11 protein-coding genes and 1 tRNA gene are annotated in these 16835 nt (G+C 69.7%); 7 read left to right on the top strand and 5 right to left on the bottom strand.

Annotated elements, in window-relative coordinates:
* Positions 1-30: 30 nt before the first annotated feature.
* A tRNA-Gly gene (locus KVT44_RS44765) sits at positions 31-104 on the bottom strand.
* A 500-nt stretch (positions 105-604) separates the two neighbouring features.
* Between KVT44_RS44765 and dcd the strand changes: the two genes are divergently transcribed.
* Entirely contained in the window at positions 605-1180 is a 576-nt protein-coding gene (dcd, locus tag KVT44_RS44760; protein ID WP_054231394.1) for a dCTP deaminase, read from the top strand.
* Between the two features lie 23 nt (positions 1181-1203).
* A complete protein-coding gene (locus tag KVT44_RS44755) occupies positions 1204-1719 on the top strand; it encodes a phosphoribosyltransferase (RefSeq protein ID WP_097285582.1) in 516 nt (171 codons plus the stop codon).
* 431 nt (positions 1720-2150) lie between these two features.
* Here KVT44_RS44755 and KVT44_RS44750 read toward each other — a convergent pair whose 3' ends face one another.
* The 3 genes from KVT44_RS44750 to KVT44_RS44740 all read right to left on the bottom strand — a co-directional run bounded on the left by KVT44_RS44750 (position 2151) and on the right by KVT44_RS44740 (position 6261).
* Complete coding sequence (locus KVT44_RS44750; RefSeq protein WP_190171340.1) at positions 2151-3179, bottom strand: Yip1 family protein; 1029 nt, start codon at positions 3177-3179, stop codon at positions 2151-2153.
* 109 nt (positions 3180-3288) lie between these two features.
* Positions 3289-4812, bottom strand: coding sequence for an FG-GAP and VCBS repeat-containing protein (locus KVT44_RS44745; RefSeq protein ID WP_254650744.1), 1524 nt, complete (start codon positions 4810-4812; stop codon positions 3289-3291).
* 186 nt (positions 4813-4998) lie between these two features.
* Entirely contained in the window at positions 4999-6261 is a 1263-nt protein-coding gene (locus KVT44_RS44740; protein WP_254650761.1) for a VCBS repeat-containing protein, read from the bottom strand.
* A 373-nt stretch (positions 6262-6634) separates the two neighbouring features.
* Here KVT44_RS44740 and KVT44_RS44735 point away from each other — a divergent pair, with 373 nt between their 5' ends.
* Positions 6635-8266 carry a subtype B tannase gene (locus KVT44_RS44735; RefSeq protein WP_217573802.1) on the top strand — a complete coding sequence of 544 codons (1632 nt, stop codon included), beginning with the start codon at positions 6635-6637 and terminating at the stop codon, positions 8264-8266.
* Between the two features lie 1131 nt (positions 8267-9397).
* Here the strand turns inward: KVT44_RS44735 and KVT44_RS44730 are convergent.
* Entirely contained in the window at positions 9398-11665 is a 2268-nt protein-coding gene (locus tag KVT44_RS44730) for a (Fe-S)-binding protein (protein WP_099921505.1), read from the bottom strand.
* Positions 11666-11947: 282 nt separating this feature from the next.
* Here KVT44_RS44730 and KVT44_RS44725 point away from each other — a divergent pair, with 282 nt between their 5' ends.
* From KVT44_RS44725 to dnaJ, 4 genes are all read left to right on the top strand, one after another.
* The gene (locus KVT44_RS44725) at positions 11948-13015 is read left to right on the top strand and encodes an MraY family glycosyltransferase (protein ID WP_217573780.1); all 1068 of its coding nucleotides are present in this window, start codon (positions 11948-11950) and stop codon (positions 13013-13015) included.
* 95 nt (positions 13016-13110) lie between these two features.
* The gene (gene dnaK / locus KVT44_RS44720; RefSeq protein WP_099921503.1) at positions 13111-14961 is read left to right on the top strand and encodes a molecular chaperone DnaK; all 1851 of its coding nucleotides are present in this window, start codon (positions 13111-13113) and stop codon (positions 14959-14961) included.
* A complete protein-coding gene (gene grpE / locus KVT44_RS44715; protein WP_099921502.1) occupies positions 14958-15617 on the top strand; it encodes a nucleotide exchange factor GrpE in 660 nt (219 codons plus the stop codon). Before dnaK ends, grpE begins: the two co-directional genes overlap by 4 nt.
* Positions 15618-15650: 33 nt before the next feature.
* Complete coding sequence (gene dnaJ, locus KVT44_RS44710) at positions 15651-16835, top strand: molecular chaperone DnaJ (RefSeq protein ID WP_054231330.1); 1185 nt, start codon at positions 15651-15653, stop codon at positions 16833-16835.

The following is a 16835-nucleotide window of genomic DNA, read 5'->3' as shown; positions in this document are numbered from 1 at the left end:
ACCCCAGGCCATCGACCTGGGGTTTCAATATGGAGCGGGTGACGAGAATCGAACTCGCACTCTCAGCTTGGGAAGCTGATGTTCTACCACTAAACTACACCCGCGTAAGACGCCGGTTACCCGGTGTCGAATGCTCGCTCACTCTACCTCATGGCCGGTCCCTGGCGCTGACGCCGAGGGGCCGGTGCGCGTTTCGGGGCGTGGACATGGGTGCGGGGGGCCGGAGTTGGGGCGTACGGTGGGGGAGTGGAAGAGGGTCTGGGCGGGACCGGAGTGCCGCTTGGAGGGCCATCCCTTTCATCCCGTAATGTGGCTTTCGTCGTCAGTCAGACGCGGCTCTTGGGGAAGGGACTCTGAGGACTTGATGGAGCGCACCGTCGTCCGTTGTGCCGAGGGGCACGTGTTCAGCACCGCTTCGTTCCCGATGCAGCAGGCCGAGCGACTCGGCCCCGGCCGATTGGTCCGGTGTCCGCGGTGTGCGCGGCTCCGGAGCGTCGTTCCGGTCACGCTCGAGAAGCGGTAGGACTCAGCAGTAGGACCAGCGGTAGGACCTGGGGCGCGGGGACTGTGCGAAATGCTGACAGTCCCCGCGTATCCTCGGGGCGTGCTTCTCTCAGACAAGGACATCCGGGCCGAGATCGACGCCGGTCGGGTGCGCATCGACCCGTACGACGAATCCATGGTGCAGCCCTCGAGCATCGACGTGCGGCTCGACCGCTACTTCCGGGTGTTCGAGAATCACCGTTATCCACACATCGACCCCTCCGTCGAGCAGGCCGATCTGACTCGGCTCGTCGAGCCCGAGGGGGACGAGCCGTTCATCCTGCACCCCGGGGAGTTCGTGCTCGCCAGCACGTACGAGGTGATCTCGCTTCCCGTGGATCTTGCCTCGCGGCTGGAGGGCAAGAGTTCGCTCGGGCGGCTGGGGCTCGTCACGCACTCCACCGCCGGGTTCATCGACCCCGGCTTCTCCGGGCACGTGACCCTGGAGCTGTCCAATCTCGCGACGCTTCCGATCAAGCTCTGGCCGGGCATGAAGATCGGGCAGCTGTGCATGTTCCGGCTGAGTTCGCCGGCCGAGTTCCCGTACGGCAGCGACCGGTACGGCTCCCGCTACCAGGGCCAGCGCGGGCCGACCGCCTCCCGGTCCTTCCTCAACTTCCATCGGACCCAGGTGTGAGCGGGAGCGGGGAGAGTGCGGGCATGAGCGTGTCCGACGTGCGGGAGAACCTCACCTACGAGCGGTTCGGGGTCGCGGTCCGTGAGCTCGCCCAGACCATCGCCGACGACGGGTACCAGCCCGACATAGTGCTCAGCATCGCCCGCGGGGGTGTCTTCGTCGCGGGTGGACTGGCGTACGCCCTCGACTGCAAGAACATCCACCTGGTCAACGTGGAGTTCTACACCGGTGTGGGTACGACGCTCGACATGCCCGTCATGCTCGCTCCCGTCCCGAACGCCATCGACTTCTCCGACAAGAAGATCCTGATCACCGACGACGTCGCCGACACCGGCAAGACGCTCAAGCTCGTGCACGACTTCTGCGTCGACACCGTCGCCGAGGTCCGCAGCGCCGTGATCTATGAGAAGCCCCACTCGCTGGTGAAGTGCGAGTACGTGTGGAAGCGGACCGACGACTGGATCAACTTCCCCTGGAGTGTGTTGCCTCCGGTACATAAGTCGGGAGAGGCGCCCAAGGCGAACAAGGAAGCGCTCTGACCTGCGGTTCCGTAACTGTCTCCGCACGCTGAACGGCCCCTGACCAGGTGAATCGGTCGGGGGCCGTTCGGCTGCCCGATGTCCGCGTTGGAGCCGACGCCGCCGAGAGCGAAGATCGCGTCGTCGCCGGGAGTGCCGATCGTTGGCGCCTGCGTTGAAGGTGACGGTCACGGGCGCTGCAGCCGCTCACCAGCGGCTTTGGCACCACGTCGTGGGGACACGGCAGGTTGCGGGGTCGGTCTCACCGATGGGGAAGTCCTCGGCAAAGAGCGCGGCACTCAGGGGGTGCCGCGGACGTCGGTTGATGGCCGCTGCCCGTCCCCGAAGGGCGACTCGGCCCCGCAAGGGATGGAGAAGGCCCCCGGCAGTGGTTCGGTGCCGGGGGCCCTCTCGTACGTACTCGACCGTACGCGGCGTACCGCGCGTCCTCGCTAGAACGTGCCCAGCTTGATGATCGACAGGATCGCGATCAGCTGGATCGCCGACGCGGCCAGTGCCTTCGGCCACGGGAGGTCGTGGGACTTGCTGACCATCAGGGTCAGCAGGGCGCCCGCCGCGACCCAGGTCGCCCAGCCGAGGAGCTGCACGAAGGACGCGTCGCCGCCGAAGAACATGGCGACGATCAGGCGCGGGGTGTCCGTGATGGACATGATCAGCATGGAGAGGCCGACCGTGGGCTGCCATGCCCCGTCGCCGCCGAGCTGGCGGGCCAGGGTGTGGGTGACCACGCCCAGGATGAACGTGCTGATGACGATCGCCACGGCCGTCGTCAGGACGATCGGGACGGCGTTGGAGAGGGTGGCGTTTATGGCGTCCTGGCGGGCGCCGTCGAAGCCGAAGACGGCCAGCAGGCCGTAGAGGAACGTCACGATCAGGGCCGGGGCCCACATCGTGTAGTCGCGCATCTGCAGGAAGGTCTGGTTGGGGGCCGTGACGATGCCCCTCAGCAGGTCCTTCCAGTGCAGACGGGGGCCGATCGGCGGGGCCGCCGCCTGGCCGGCGCGGTAGGTCCCGCCCTGGGTGTAGGGGTCCTCGCCGACCGAGAAGGCCTGGGTGTGACCAGGGCTGTTCGCCGCGTACGGGTCAGGGCCCTGCTGCGGGTGACCGTCGCCGAAGTACTCGGGCTCGCCGTGGCCGCCGGCGCCGCCGCCGTTCGCCTGGGGCCAGCCCGGCTGTCCGCCCTGCTGTCCGCCGCTGTACTGCTGCCCGCCGCCGTACTGCTGACCCCCGTACGGCTGCTGCTGCGAGGGCGCGGGCGGGTAGCCGTACGGCTGCTGGCCTCCCTGCGGAGCCTGCTGTCCGTACGACGGTCGGTGTTGTTGCGGTCGCGCTTGCGGGGCTCGGTCGTCCCGGCCGCGTCCGATCCTGAATCCAGCCACGTAATCGAACGTACCTGGTCCCGCAGTGTGACGTGCGGGGTGCGGGCCATCGGAGGGGGGTTTGGGTCCGAGCTGTGACATCCCCTAAGGGGAGGAGCACGGGTGTCCCTTACGGGGGCACGGCCCCGGGTTCCGCGGGAGGGCGGAAGCCGGGCCCGTGGGTGCGGGCCCGGCTGAAGGACAGCTGGTCTCAGTCCGCGAAGTTGGCGCCGAACGCCGGTGTGCCCGTCGTCGAGACGCCCGCGTCGGCCGGCCAGATGGCGCGGGAGCCGGTCGTGGTGATCTTGGAACCGTTGGAGGGCAGGTAGGTGACGCTGCCGTCGCCACCGTTCTCGTAGGAGCCCACGAGCAGGTCGGCCTTGCCGTCGCCGTTGACGTCGTCGAGCTTCGTGTCCAGGCCGAAGAGGTCGGACTTCTCGTCGCTGCCGGGGACGCCCGGCGTGCTCTGGGCGAAGGCCTGGGCGCCGGAGGAGGTGTTGACGCCGTGCGCGGAGCCGTACAGGACGGTGGCCATGCCGGCGTCCGCGACACCGTTCAGGTCCTCGTACGCGGCGCTGATGACCAGGTCCTGGTAGCCGTCGCCGTTGATGTCGCCGAGGTCCAGCTCGTAGCCGAAGTTGTCGGCCTTCTCCGAACTGCCGGGCACGCTGCCGGTGTTCTGGGTGATCCCGGTGGTGGAGGCCGGGCCAGAGGCGGAGCCGTAGGTGATGTTCACCTTCCCGCCGAGCGCGGAGTCCGGGATGGTCGTGCCGTCACCGGTCTTGTTGTCCCAGGACGCGCCGCTGACGATGTCGCCGAAGCCGTCCTTGTTGATGTCGCCGATGGCCGTGATGATGCCGGGCTTGAGGGTCTTGGCGGCGGAGACGTTCAGGCCGTTCGCGGTGCCGGGCACGTAGTAGTTGGTGTTCCAGCCGTTGTCGGTCTTGGTCTCGAAGCCGTCGACCACCAGGTCGGTGCGGCCGTCGCCGTTGATGTCACCGGCGGTGAGGTTCAGCGGGCCGAGGGCGGTGCCGCCGGACTGGATCGGGGGCTTGATCGTGGTGCGGGCGAGGCCGGCCGCGCCGGTGGAGGTGATGCCGCCCCGATAGACGTAGATCGTGCTGGAGGAGTTGCCGACGGCCAGGTCGGCCTTGCCGTCGCCGTCGAAGTCGCCCGCGGCGATGGTCTTGCCCCAGTAGTCGTGCGAGGAGCCGGCCGGGTCGGCGATGGCCACACCCTTGCCGGTGAGGCCGCTTGGGGAGCCCCAGAGGACGGCGAGGCCACCGGCGTCGGTGTCGTTGCCGAACTTCTCGTGCGCGGAGGACACGGCGAGGTCGTCGTAACCGTCGCCGTTGAAGTCCGCGTACGCCGTGTCGGAGCCGAAGATGTCCCCGGCCTCGGCGGTGCCGGGGACGCCGGCGGTGTTCTGGCTGAGCGTGGAGCGCTTGGCGCCGGACACGCCGCTGTGGGTGCCGTAGAGGACGACGACCTGGCCGGCGGCTTTGAGGCCGCTCACGTAGGCGTCGGAGGCGGAGAAGGCGACGTCGCCGATTCCGTCGCCGTTGAAGTCGGCCTGCGGGACCTTCGTGGAGTCCGCGGCGGTCGCCGTCGCGGCGGAGAAGGTGAGCAGACCGCCCGTCAGCGCGGCCGCGGTGGCCGTCGCGAGGGCGAGTCGCATGACGTGCGTCTTGGCGTGCGTACGGTGCTGCGGGTACTGCCGGTACTGCTTGTGCATGCGGGGGTCTCCTGCGGCATGCGGGGACGCCTGGCGGGCATTCCCAGTCAATGGGGTGCGGACCGCCCGCGTTCACCGGGAGTTGTCCCGGGGTTCGGAGGCTGGTCGGCGAACAGAAGACCTTGAAAGGGGGGCAAGGGTTGTACGTGAGTTTGATTAATTCCTGAGGTGGGTGTCGCTGGTGGTTCAGGAGTCCATTCCCAGGAACTCGGACGTGGAGAACGTGACCGTCGGCTTCGCCGTCACCAGCGCCTCCTTGCTGCCCGCGTACAGCGCGACCGTGTCCTTCGTCTCCCCGTCGTACGTCCTTACGACCAGGTCCGCCCGTCCGTCCCCCGTGAAGTCGGCGACGGTCAGGACCCGGGTGGTGCCCCGGGCCGGCGGCGGCACGGTCACCATCCCCGCCGCGGACAGTCCGGTCGTACGACCCCGCAGGATCCGCAACTCCGCTCCGCTGGAGACGAGTTCGCTCACGCCGTCCCCGTCGAAGTCCCCGGCGTCCAGCACCGAACCGGGGGTGCTGATGCTGTCGCGTACGGCGGTGGGGAGGTCGTAGCGCAGATACGTTCCGTCCATCGAGCCGACCGCCGCGTCCAGGGCGCGGCCCCTGCCGAAGCGGCCGAGGGCGACGTCGATGCCGCTCGGCAGGGCGGTGCCGGTGCGGGTGGGGCCGGCCGGGCCGCCGAGGACGAGCGCGGACGTGGCGGGGCCTTCCGCCGTACGGACGAGAAGGTCGTCGTAGCCGTCGCGGTTCACGTCGAGGGCGGGGCCGGTGGGCACGGTGCCGGGTGAGGGGAGGGGCCCGCCCGCCGCGCGCGGGGCGCCCTTCCTGATGAACGGGCCGCGCAGATAGCTGAGTCGGCCGTCCGAGGCGTGCACGACCAGGTCCTCGGCGCCGTCGCCGTCGAAGTCGCCGCACACGGGCTGGTCGGGCCAGTCGTTGCCGGCGCGGGCCGCCGCCGGTATGACCAGCTCCACCGCCCTGCCGGTGAGGCCGGCCGGGGAGCCGAAGAGGATCTGGAGGGGGACGGGGGGCCGGCCCTGGCCGTCGTACGGCGGGTCCGTCGACACGACGAGATCGGTGAAGCCGTCCCTGTCCAGGTCGCAGCTCGCCTCCGCGTCGAAGACGGCGGGTGACCGGCCCTTCGTACGGGCCGCTTGGCGCGCGGGGTTCAGCAACTGCCGTGCGCCAGGCGCGAGTCCGTGTGCGGTTCCGGTTCCGGTTCCGTAGACGATCCCGATGCCCGCGTCGTCGCCGTGGGCATCGTCCGGGCCCTTGACGAGGTCATTGAGGACCAGGTCGCGATGGCCGTCGCCGTTGAAGTCGTCGGCGGTCTTGCCGCCCTTGCCGCGGGGGACGGGGAGTTGGGCGGGAGCCTTGGCGACGGTCACGGGTTCGTGTCGCGCGGAACCGGTGTTCCCGGTGCCGGCGCATCCCCCGAGCAGCAGTACACAGCTGATCGCCGCGGCCCGTACACCGGCTTTTCGCTCGCCCACCGTTCACCTCATCCGCCCCACGGACAACAACCTCGCCATGATGCGCCGGATTCGGTGGGAGCGGAATCGGAGCGGCATCGCAGCCGCATCGGGGCGGTATCGCCAGCTCGGAAAGGGCTGTGTGTCAGCGATGAGTTTTACAGAATTGTTGACAATATCGAGCGGCTCAATTTACGTTCGCAAGGACCGGACAAACGGGGGCGGCGCCCGGCGCGAAGAGTGGCCCGTGAGCCCCTGAACAGCCGTTTTGGCCGCCGTATGGCCGCCGTGAACAGGGAGAAGGCTTTCCGTGAAGCACAGGGCAGTGAAGCGCAGGACCGTCGTCATGGGTATCGGCGCGACCGCCGGAGCCGCCGCAGCCGGTGGCTTCGCCTTGAGCGCGAACGCGTCGAGCACGAGCTCGAAGTCCTCGGGTGCGTCGGATTCCCTGGTCTTCGACAAGGACGCCTACACCGAGCTGACGACGACCATCACGGACGCCGACGGCACCGATCACACGGTGGTGTACCACTTCTGGAAGGCCATCACCTACGTCGCACGTCCGGTGGACGCGAAGTACCAGAGCCTGAACGTCAGTGTCCCCGTCAAGATCGACGGCAAGGCCGTGGACGCGACGAACGCTCCGATCGTCTTCGCCAACGCGGTGGGCGGCTACATGCCGTCGTCCGTGGCGGACGCCACCGGCGTGGGCGGCGCCGAGATGACCGGGGGCATGCCCACGGGCGGCGCCGGTGGCAGTGCCTCCCCCAGTGCGTCCGCCGGCCCCTCGGCCTCCAGCGGCGCCGGCACGGGCGAGGTGCAGTCCGGCGGCAACGCGATGGTGAACGCCCAGGGCGGGATGGTCAACCTCGGGAAGCTGGGCCTGGCGGCGGGTTACGTCGTCGTGGAGCCCGGCGCGCGCGGCCGGACCCTCACCGACTCCGCCGGCACGTACTACGGCACCGCCCCGGCCGCCATCGTCGACCTGAAGGCCGCGGTCCGCTACGTCCGCGCCAACAAGGGAGTCATCCCGGGCAACACCGACCGGATCGTCTCCACCGGTACGAGTGCGGGGGGCGCCCTGTCCTCCCTGCTCGGCGCGTCCGGTGACAGCCCGATCTACGACAAGTACCTCAAGGAGCTCGGCGCCGCCGACGCGTCCGACGCGATCTTCGCCACCGGCGCCTGGTGCCCCATCACCGACCTCGAGCACGCCGACGGCGCGTACGAGTTCAACTGGGGCACCAACGTCGCGGCGAGCACCGGCAAGGTCGTCGACCAGACGGTGTCGAAGGCGCTGCGGGCCCAGTTCGCGGAGTACCAGGCTTCCCTCAGGCTGCGGGGTCTGAACGGCTTCGGCCCGCTCACGGCCCGCAACTACGACGACTACATGGTGGAGACCTACCTCCAGCCGTCCGCCACGAAGTACCTGGCGGCGCTGTCGGAGGCCGACCGTGCGACGTACCTGGCCGCGAACACGTTCATCACGTGGTCCGGCGGCAGGGCGACCTTCACCTGGGCCGACTTCCTCACCCACGTCGGCGCGCGGAAGAAGACGACACCGGCCTTCGACGCGTTCGACCTGTCCGCGGGCGAGAACAACGAGTTCGGCGTCGGCACCACCGAGGCGCGGCACTTCACGGCGTACGGCGCGAAGAACGACACCACCGGCCTCAGCACCAAGCGGGTCGCGAGCGACATCCCCGAGAAGCTCGACCTGATGAACCCGATGCACCACATCGGGGAGGAGAACCCCGGCCGGTCGAGGCACTGGTGGATCCGCCTCGGTACGAAGGACTCCGACACCTCGCTGACGGTGTCCGCCAACCTCGCTGCGGCGCTGGACAACCTGGGTGACGACGTCAATCACCTCTACTACTGGGACGAGGGGCACGGCTCGAATGTCGACCCGGGTGACTTCCTCACGTGGGTCGCGAAGGTGACGGGCGACTCGAAGCGGCGGCGCTCCGCGAAGTAGCACCCCAGGACGTCGCCCGAGCCCGGCGCCGAGCCCGCACGTCACCGGGCTCGGCGCCGCACCGTCCAAAGCCCCCTTCGCCCCCGCCGCCCCTACCCAACCCATCCCAGGGGCTCCGCCCCTCCCACCCCACCAGGGGCTCCGCCCTCGCACCCCCGCGGGCTCCACCCCGGCCCGCCTGCGGGGCTCCGCCCCTGCACCCCGCCGGGGGCTGCCGCCCCCTGGACCCCGCAGGACTCTGCCCCGGACCTCTGCGGGGCTGCGACCCGGCCCTGCGGGGCTCCGCCCCCGCACCCCACCAGGGGCTGCCGCCGCCTGGACCCGTGCGGGACTCCGCCCTGGACCTCTGCGGGGCTGCGGCCCGGCCCTGCGGGGCTCCGCCCCTGCACCCCGCCGGGGGCTGCCGCCGCCCGGACCCCCGCGGGACTCCGCCCCGGATCCCTGTGGGGCTGCGCGTCGGGACCCCTGCGGGACTTCGCCCCGGGTCCCTGTGGGGCTGCGCGTCGGGACCCCTGCAGGACTCCGGCCCGGACCCCTGTGGGGCTGCGCCTCGGGACCCCTGCGGGACTTCGCCCTGGACCTCTGTGGGGCTGCGCCCCTGGACCTCTGTGGGGCTGCGCCCCCAGACCCCGCTTCGGCCGGAACGGCCTCGTCCTCAAACCCCGGACGGGCTGGGTGATGCGGCCCGGGGTGGGTGGACGGGGTGGGCCTCGTCCTCGAGCGCCGGACCAGGTGGGTGATGTGGCCCGGGGTGGGTGGGCGGGGGGAAACGGCTTCGGCCTCGGCCTCGAGCGTCGGACCGGCGGGATGATGCGGGCCGGGGGAGCGGCTTTGGACTTGTCCTCGGACGGGGCGGGCTGTATGAGGTCGGTCGGGGCGCGGGCCGCGTCTTTGAACGCCGGGTGCCCGAAGGCTTTGGGGGCGCGGGGAACTGCGCGGTCAACCCCCACCGTCCCGCGGACGAAATACTCCGGGCGAGTGGGGCGGCCGGGGCGCAGCCCGGGCCCAGGGGCGCGGGGAACGCGACGGGTCCCCACCCACCCGTGGTCGAAGAAGCCCCCGGGGGGCGAGGAAACGCGGACGCCGGTGGGCGAGAATCTCGGCCCACCGGCGTCCGGATGATCACGCTGGTTACTTCACCGGCTCAGGCTCCGGCTCGCTCTCCGCCTCCGCCGCCCCCGCCGGATCAACCGGCGTCTTGACGGAGTCGAGAAGGAGCTGGGCCACGTCCACGACCTGGACGGACTCCTTGGCCTGGCCGTCGTTCTTCTTGCCGTTGACCGAGTCGGTCAGCATCACGAGGCAGAACGGGCAGGCCGTGGACACGATGTCCGGGTTCAGCGAAAGAGCCTCGTCGACGCGCTCGTTGTTGATGCGCTTGCCGATCCGCTCCTCCATCCACATCCGCGCACCACCGGCACCGCAGCAGAAGCCGCGTTCCTTGTGGCGGTGCATCTCCTGCTGACGCAGGCCCGGGACGGCCGACATGATCTCGCGCGGCGGCGTGTAGATCTTGTTGTGGCGGCCCAGGTAGCAGGGGTCGTGGTAGGTGATGAGGCCGTCCACCGGGGTGACCGGCAGCAGCTTGCCCTCGTCGATGAGGTGCTGGAGCAGCTGGGTGTGGTGGATGACCTCGTAGTCGCCGCCGAGCTGCGGGTACTCGTTGCCGATGGTGTTGAGGCAGTGCGGGCAGGTCGCGACGATCTTCTTCGCCGACTTCGGCTTCTTCGTCGACTCGTCCTCGTCGTCCTCGCCGAAGGCCATGTTCAGCGCGGCGACGTTCTCCATGCCGAGTTCCTGGAACAGGGGCTCGTTGCCGAGACGACGCGCGGAGTCACCGGTGCACTTCTCGTCGCCGCCCATGATGGCGAACTTGACGCCGGCCATGTGCAGGAGCTCCGCGAAGGCCTTCGTGGTCTTCTTGGCGCGGTCCTCCAGGGCGCCGGCGCAGCCGACCCAGTACAGGTACTCGACCTCGGACAGGTCCTCGATGTCGCGGCCGACGACCGGGATCTCGAAGTCGACTTCCTTCGTCCACTCGAGGCGCTGCTTCTTGGCCAGACCCCAGGGGTTGCCCTTCTTCTCCAGGTTCTTGAGCATCGTGCCCGCCTCGGACGGGAACGCGCTCTCGATCATCACCTGGTAGCGGCGCATGTCGACGATGTGGTCGATGTGCTCGATGTCGACCGGGCACTGCTCGACGCACGCGCCGCACGTGGTGCAGGACCACAGCACGTCGGGGTCGATGACGCCGTTCTCCTCGAACGTGCCGATCAGGGGGCGCTCGGCCTCGGCGAGCGCGGCGGCGGGCACGTCGGCCAGCTGCTCCGCCGACGCCTTCTCCTCGCCCTCCATGTTCTTGCCGCCGCCCGCGAGCAGGTACGGCGCCTTGGCGTGCGCGTGGTCGCGCAGCGACATGATGAGGAGCTTGGGGGAGAGCGGCTTGCCCGTGTTCCAGGCGGGGCACTGCGACTGGCAGCGGCCGCACTCGGTGCAGGTGGAGAAGTCCAGCAGGCCCTTCCAGGAGAACTGCTCGACCTGGCTGACACCGAAGACGTCGTCCTCGCCGGGGTCGGTGAAGTCGATGGCCTTGCCGTCACTCGTCATCGGCAGCAGCGCGCCGAGGGCGGTCTCGCCCTTCGCGTTCCGCTTGAACCAGATGTTCGGGAAGGCGAGGAAGCGGTGCCAGGCGATACCCATGTCCGTCTTGAGGGAGACCGTGATCATCCAGATGAAGGACGTCCCGATCTTGATCATCGCGGTGAGGTAGATCAGGTTCTGGAGCGTGCCGACGCTCGTCCCCTTGAAGGCGGCGACGATCGGGTACGAGGCGAAGTACGCGGCCTCGTAGCCGTGCACGTCGGCGAGGGCGCCTTCCAGGCCGCGCAGCGTCATGATCGCGAGGCCGATGATGAGGATGACCGACTCGACGAAGTAGGCCTGGCCGACGTTGGACCCGGCGAAGCGGGACTTGCGGCCCGGCCGGTCGGGCCGGGACAGCTGGCGGATCACGATGAGCGTGAGGATGCCGAGGGTCGTCATCAGGCCGATGAACTCGACGAAGATCTCGTACGGCAGCCAGTGCCCGATGATGGGCAGCGTCCAGTCGGCCTGGAAGAGCTGCCCGAAGGCGTTCACCAGCGTGGCGACGAGGGAGAAGAAGCCGACCGCCACGAACCAGTGGGCGACGCCGACCACCCCCCACCGGTTCATCCGGGTGTGGCCGAGGAACTCCCGGACCACCGTGACGGTGCGCGCGGTCCAGTCGTCGGTGCGGGTGCCCGCGGGGACGTCCTGGCCGAGCCGTACGAACCGGTAGATCTGCGCGATGGCGCGGGAGAACAGCGCCACGCCGACCACGGCGAGTACCAGCGACACAATGATCGCGGCGAGTTGCATTCGGGGGCTCCTCGGGCCTGCGAGGGAGGGAGCTGAAGGCCGACCTTCAGCCGATTACTAAGCGGTAACTTATGCAGTCCGTCTGAGACTACCCATATCTTCCGCCGCACTGTAGCCAGCGGTGCGGTGATCTGCGTCGCTGAGGTCCACCTGAGTCGCCGAAGTCACCGACCGGCAGTTGCGCACGTCACCGGCCGACAACCGCCGAGGTCTCCGACCGACACGTAAACCCGATCGTGTTATCTCCAGCATATTCGCGACATTTAACACTAAATTAGCGGCGTGCTGTACGGAATCGCCGCCGCCACCTCTGCCCTGCTCCTCGCCGCCGTGCTCGCCGCCCTGCTGCGGCTCCTCGCCCTGCGCCTCGGCGTGGTCGAACGGCGGCGGGCGCGCGCGGTGCCGCTGCTCGGCGGGGTCGCGGTGGTGGCGGTCACGGCGTTTGTCGCGAGGGTCGGGGACTGGACGGACGTGGCGCCGCTGGGGCCGGCGGCCGGGCGGCTGCTGGCCGCCGGGATCGGGGTCGGCGTCCTCGGACTCGTCGCCGATCTGTGGCCCCCGCCGGCTCTTGTGCGGGTTCCGCTCCAGGCGGCCGTCGTGACCGGCGCCGCCGCGCTGACCGTGCCGTACGACGAACTCGGCCCGGTGGCCGGGGTGGTGGCCGTCGGCTGGATCGCCCTCGCCACCCATGCCTTCACCTCGCTCGATCACGCCGACGGAGTGATGGGGACGGTCGCGGTGGTGACCGCCTTCGCGCTGAGCGGCTGCGCGGCCGCCGAGGTCATGGACGGGCTCGCGGCGCTGCTGAGCGTGCTGGCCGCCGCGCTGACCGGGTTCCTGATGCACAACTGGCCCCCGGCCCGGATCGTGCCGGGGCGCTGCGGCGCGCTGTTCGTCGGGTTCGTGCTGACCTCGGCGGCGGTACTGGTGCACACCGGGCGGGCGGCCGGGTCGAGCGTGGGCGCCGGGTTCGCGCTGACGGCCGTGGCGACCGCCGACGCCGTACTGGTGCTGGTGTCGCGGCGGCGGGCCGGGCGTCCGCTGCTGCGCGGCGCCCCCGATCATCTGGTCCACCGGCTGCGGCGCCTCGGTGTCACGCCCCAGGGCGCCGCGGTCGTCGTGGGGGTCACCGGTTTCGCGGGTGCACTCGTCGGGATGCTGATCGACATGGGATGGGTGAGCGCGACGGCGGCGTTGTGGGTGGCGGGTGGCGTCGGTGTCGCCGTACTCGCGCTGCTTCGGATCCCCACTTACGGGGGACGGCATGTCCCCGCGTACGGGAGTCGGTTGACCGTGAAGCCGCAGGTCGGACCACGTGTGCAAGCACACCTGCGTGTAAGCAAGAGATAAGACTTGAGCCCCCATGACTCATGTCTGTTGACCCAGCAATGAGTGTGGTGCACACTTGAGTCCGTTCCACTCAAGTCATTGCTGGAGGAATTGAAATGGCACGTGCGGTCGGCATCGACCTGGGCACGACTAACTCCGTCGTCAGCGTTCTTGAAGGCGGCGAGCCCACCGTCATCACCAACGCAGAGGGCGCCAGGACCACGCCGTCCGTCGTCGCCTTCGCCAAGAACGGCGAGGTGCTCGTCGGCGAGGTCGCCAAGCGCCAGGCGGTCACGAACGTGGACCGGACCATCCGCTCCGTGAAGCGTCACATGGGCACGGACTGGAAGATCGAGCTCGACGGGAAGAACTTCAACCCGCAGCAGATGAGCGCCTTCATCCTGCAGAAGCTGAAGCGCGACGCCGAGGCCTACCTGGGCGAGAAGGTCACGGACGCGGTCATCACCGTCCCGGCCTACTTCAACGACTCCGAGCGCCAGGCGACGAAGGAGGCCGGCGAGATCGCGGGCCTGAACGTCCTGCGCATCGTGAACGAGCCCACGGCCGCCGCCCTCGCGTACGGCCTGGACAAGGACGACCAGACGATCCTCGTCTTCGACCTCGGTGGCGGCACCTTCGACGTGTCCCTCCTGGAGATCGGTGACGGCGTCGTCGAGGTGAAGGCCACCAACGGCGACAACCACCTCGGTGGTGACGACTGGGACCAGCGTGTCGTCGACTACCTGGTGCAGCAGTTCCGTTCCGGTCACGGCGTGGACCTCGCCAAGGACAAGATGGCGCTCCAGCGTCTGCGCGAAGCCGCCGAGAAGGCGAAGATCGAGCTGTCCTCGTCCACCGAGACCTCGATCAACCTGCCCTACATCACGGCTTCCGCCGAGGGCCCGCTGCACCTGGACGAGAAGCTCACGCGCGCCCAGTTCCAGCAGCTCACCGCTGACCTTCTGGAGCGCTGCAAGACGCCGTTCCACAACGTCATCAAGGACGCGGGCATCAACCTCTCCGAGATCGACCACGTCGTTCTCGTCGGTGGCTCCACCCGCATGCCCGCCGTCGCCGAGCTCGTCAAGGAGCTGACCGGCGGTCAGGACGCCAACAAGGGCGTCAACCCGGACGAGGTCGTCGCCATCGGCGCCGCCCTGCAGGCCGGTGTCCTCAAGGGTGAGGTCAAGGACGTCCTGCTCCTCGACGTCACCCCGCTGTCCCTCGGCATCGAGACCAAGGGCGGCATCATGACGAAGCTCATCGAGCGGAACACGACGATCCCGACCAAGCGGTCCGAGATCTTCACCACCGCCGAGGACAACCAGCCGTCCGTCCAGATCCAGGTCTACCAGGGCGAGCGCGAGATCGCGGCGTACAACAAGAAGCTCGGGATGTTCGAGCTGACCGGTCTGCCGCCGGCCCCGCGCGGTGTCCCGCAGATCGAGGTCGCCTTCGACATCGACGCCAACGGCATCATGCACGTGACCGCGAAGGACCTGGGCACGGGCAAGGAGCAGAAGATGACCGTCACCGGCGGCTCCTCGCTGCCGAAGGACGAGGTCGACCGGATGCGCCAGGAGGCCGAGCAGTACGCGGACGAGGACCACAAGCGCCGCGAGGCCGCCGAGACCCGCAACCAGGGCGAGCAGCTCGTCTACCAGACCGAGAAGTTCCTCAAGGACAACGAGGACAAGGTCCCGGGTGACGTCAAGACCGAGGTCGAGGCCTCCATCGCCGAGCTGAAGGAGAAGCTCAAGGGCGAGGACACCGCCGAGATCCGCACCGCCACGGAGAAGGTCGCCGCGGTCTCGCAGAAGCTCGGCCAGGCCATGTACGCCGACGCCCAGGCCGCGCAGGCCGCCGGTGGCGCCGAAGGTGCCCCCGGCGCCGAGCAGGCCAAGGCCGATGACGACGTCGTCGACGCCGAGATCGTCGACGAGGAGCGCAAGGACGGTGCCGCGTGACGGAGGAGACCCCGGGCTTCGACGAGAAGCCTGACGTCCCCTCCGGCGCCACCCCTGACGACGCCGAGTCGCAGGCCGCCACCGCCTCCACGGAGGAGGCGGCGGCCCCGGCCGGGGACGCATCAGCAGCACAGATGGTCGGTCTGACCGCACAGCTGGACCAGGTCCGTACGGCGCTCGGCGAGCGCACGATGGACCTCCAGCGGCTCCAGGCCGAGTACCAGAACTACCGCCGCCGGGTCGAGCGCGACCGGATCGCGGTCAAGGAGATCGCCATCGCGAACCTCCTGACCGAGCTCCTGCCGGTGCTCGACAACATCGCCCGCGCGCGGGACCACGGCGAACTGGTCGGCGGCTTCAAGTCGGTGGCCGAGTCGCTGGAGACCGTCGCGGCGAAGATGGGCCTCCAGCAGTTCGGCAAGGAGGGCGAGCCCTTCGACCCGATGATCCACGAGGCCCTGATGCACTCGTACGCGCCGGACGTCACGGAGACGACGTGCGTGGCGATTCTGCAGCCGGGGTATCGCATCGGCGAGCGCACCATCCGCCCCGCGCGGGTGGCGGTCGCCGAACCCCAGCCGGGGGCGCAGACCGTCAAGGCCGACGAGGCCGAGGCGGCCGACGACAAGGAGAGCGGTGGCCCGGACGAGGGCTGACGTTGAACGCATGAGAGAGGAGGGGCGTCGAGGATGAGCACCAAGGACTTCATCGAGAAGGACTTCTACAAGGTCCTCGGCGTCCCCAAGGACGCCACCGAGGCAGAGATCAAGAAGGCGTACCGGAAGCTCGCCCGCGAGTTCCACCCGGACGCCAACAAGGGCAACGCCAAGGCCGAGGAGCGCTTCAAGGAGATCTCCGAGGCGAACGACGTGCTCGGAGACCCCAAGAAGCGCAAGGAGTACGACGAGGCACGCGCCCTCTTCGGCAACGGCGGCTTCCGTCCGGGTCCCGGCGCGGGCGGCGGCAACTTCAACTTCGACCTGGGCGACCTCTTCGGAGGCGGCGCCCAGGGCGGAGCGGGCGGTGCCGGTGGCTTCGGCGGCGGCATCGGTGACGTCTTCGGGGGCCTGTTCAACCGCGGCGGCGCGGGCACGGGTACGCGGACCCAGCCCCGGCGCGGCCAGGACATCGACACCGAGGTGACGCTCAGCTTCACCGAGGCGGTGGACGGCGCGACGGTCCCGCTGCGGATGACGTCCCAGGCGCCCTGCAAGGCCTGTTCGGGCACCGGCGACGCGAACGGCACACCGCGCGTGTGCCCGACGTGCGTCGGCACCGGCCAGGTCGCGCGCGGCTCCGGCGGCGGTTTCTCGCTCACGGACCCCTGCCCGGACTGCAAGGGCCGCGGTCTCATCGCGGAGAACCCCTGCGAGATCTGCCACGGCAGCGGCCGCGCCAAGTCCTCACGCACGATGCAGGTCCGCATCCCGGCGGGAGTGAGCGACAGCCAGCGCATCCGCCTCCGGGGCAAGGGCGCACCCGGCGAACGGGGCGGCCCGGCAGGCGACTTGTACGTCACGGTCCACGTGGACGCCCACCCGGTCTTCGGCCGCAAGGGCGACAACCTCACCGTCACCGTGCCCGTCACCTTCGCGGAGGCGGCACTCGGCGGCGAGGTGCGTGTACCGACCCTGGGCGGCCCCCCGGTCACCCTGAAACTGCCCCCGGGCACGCCCAACGGCCGTACGATGCGGGCCCGCGGCAAGGGTGCCGTCCGCAAGGACGGTACGCGCGGCGACCTCCTCGTCACCGTCGAGGTCGCGGTCCCCACGGACGTGTCGGGCAAGGCTCGCGACGCCCTGGAGGCGTATCGCGAGGCAACCGCGGGCGAGGACCCACGGGCGGAGCTGTTCCAGGCCGCGAAGGGAGCATGA

Origin of the sequence: Streptomyces sp. GbtcB7 (assembly GCF_019091445.1) — a bacterium.
In the GTDB taxonomy this organism is placed as follows: Bacteria; Actinomycetota; Actinomycetes; order Streptomycetales; family Streptomycetaceae; genus Streptomyces; species Streptomyces mirabilis.
This window is presented reverse-complemented; position numbering and strand designations above follow the sequence as displayed.

Bases quoted from the DNA above. Each gene is read 5' to 3' on its own strand.
- KVT44_RS44755 (WP_097285582.1), top strand. From the start codon at position 1,204: ATGAGCGTGTCCGACGTGCGGGAGAACCTCACCTACGAGCGGTTCGGG.
- KVT44_RS44750 (WP_190171340.1), bottom strand. From the start codon at position 3,179: ATGTCACAGCTCGGACCCAAACCCCCCTCCGATGGCCCGCACCCCGCA.
- KVT44_RS44745 (WP_254650744.1), bottom strand. From the start codon at position 4,812: ATGCACAAGCAGTACCGGCAGTACCCGCAGCACCGTACGCACGCCAAG.
- KVT44_RS44735 (WP_217573802.1), top strand. From the start codon at position 6,635: ATGGGTATCGGCGCGACCGCCGGAGCCGCCGCAGCCGGTGGCTTCGCC.
- KVT44_RS44730 (WP_099921505.1), bottom strand. From the start codon at position 11,665: ATGCAACTCGCCGCGATCATTGTGTCGCTGGTACTCGCCGTGGTCGGC.
- dnaK (WP_099921503.1), top strand. From the start codon at position 13,111: ATGGCACGTGCGGTCGGCATCGACCTGGGCACGACTAACTCCGTCGTC.
- dnaJ (WP_054231330.1), top strand. From the start codon at position 15,651: ATGAGCACCAAGGACTTCATCGAGAAGGACTTCTACAAGGTCCTCGGC.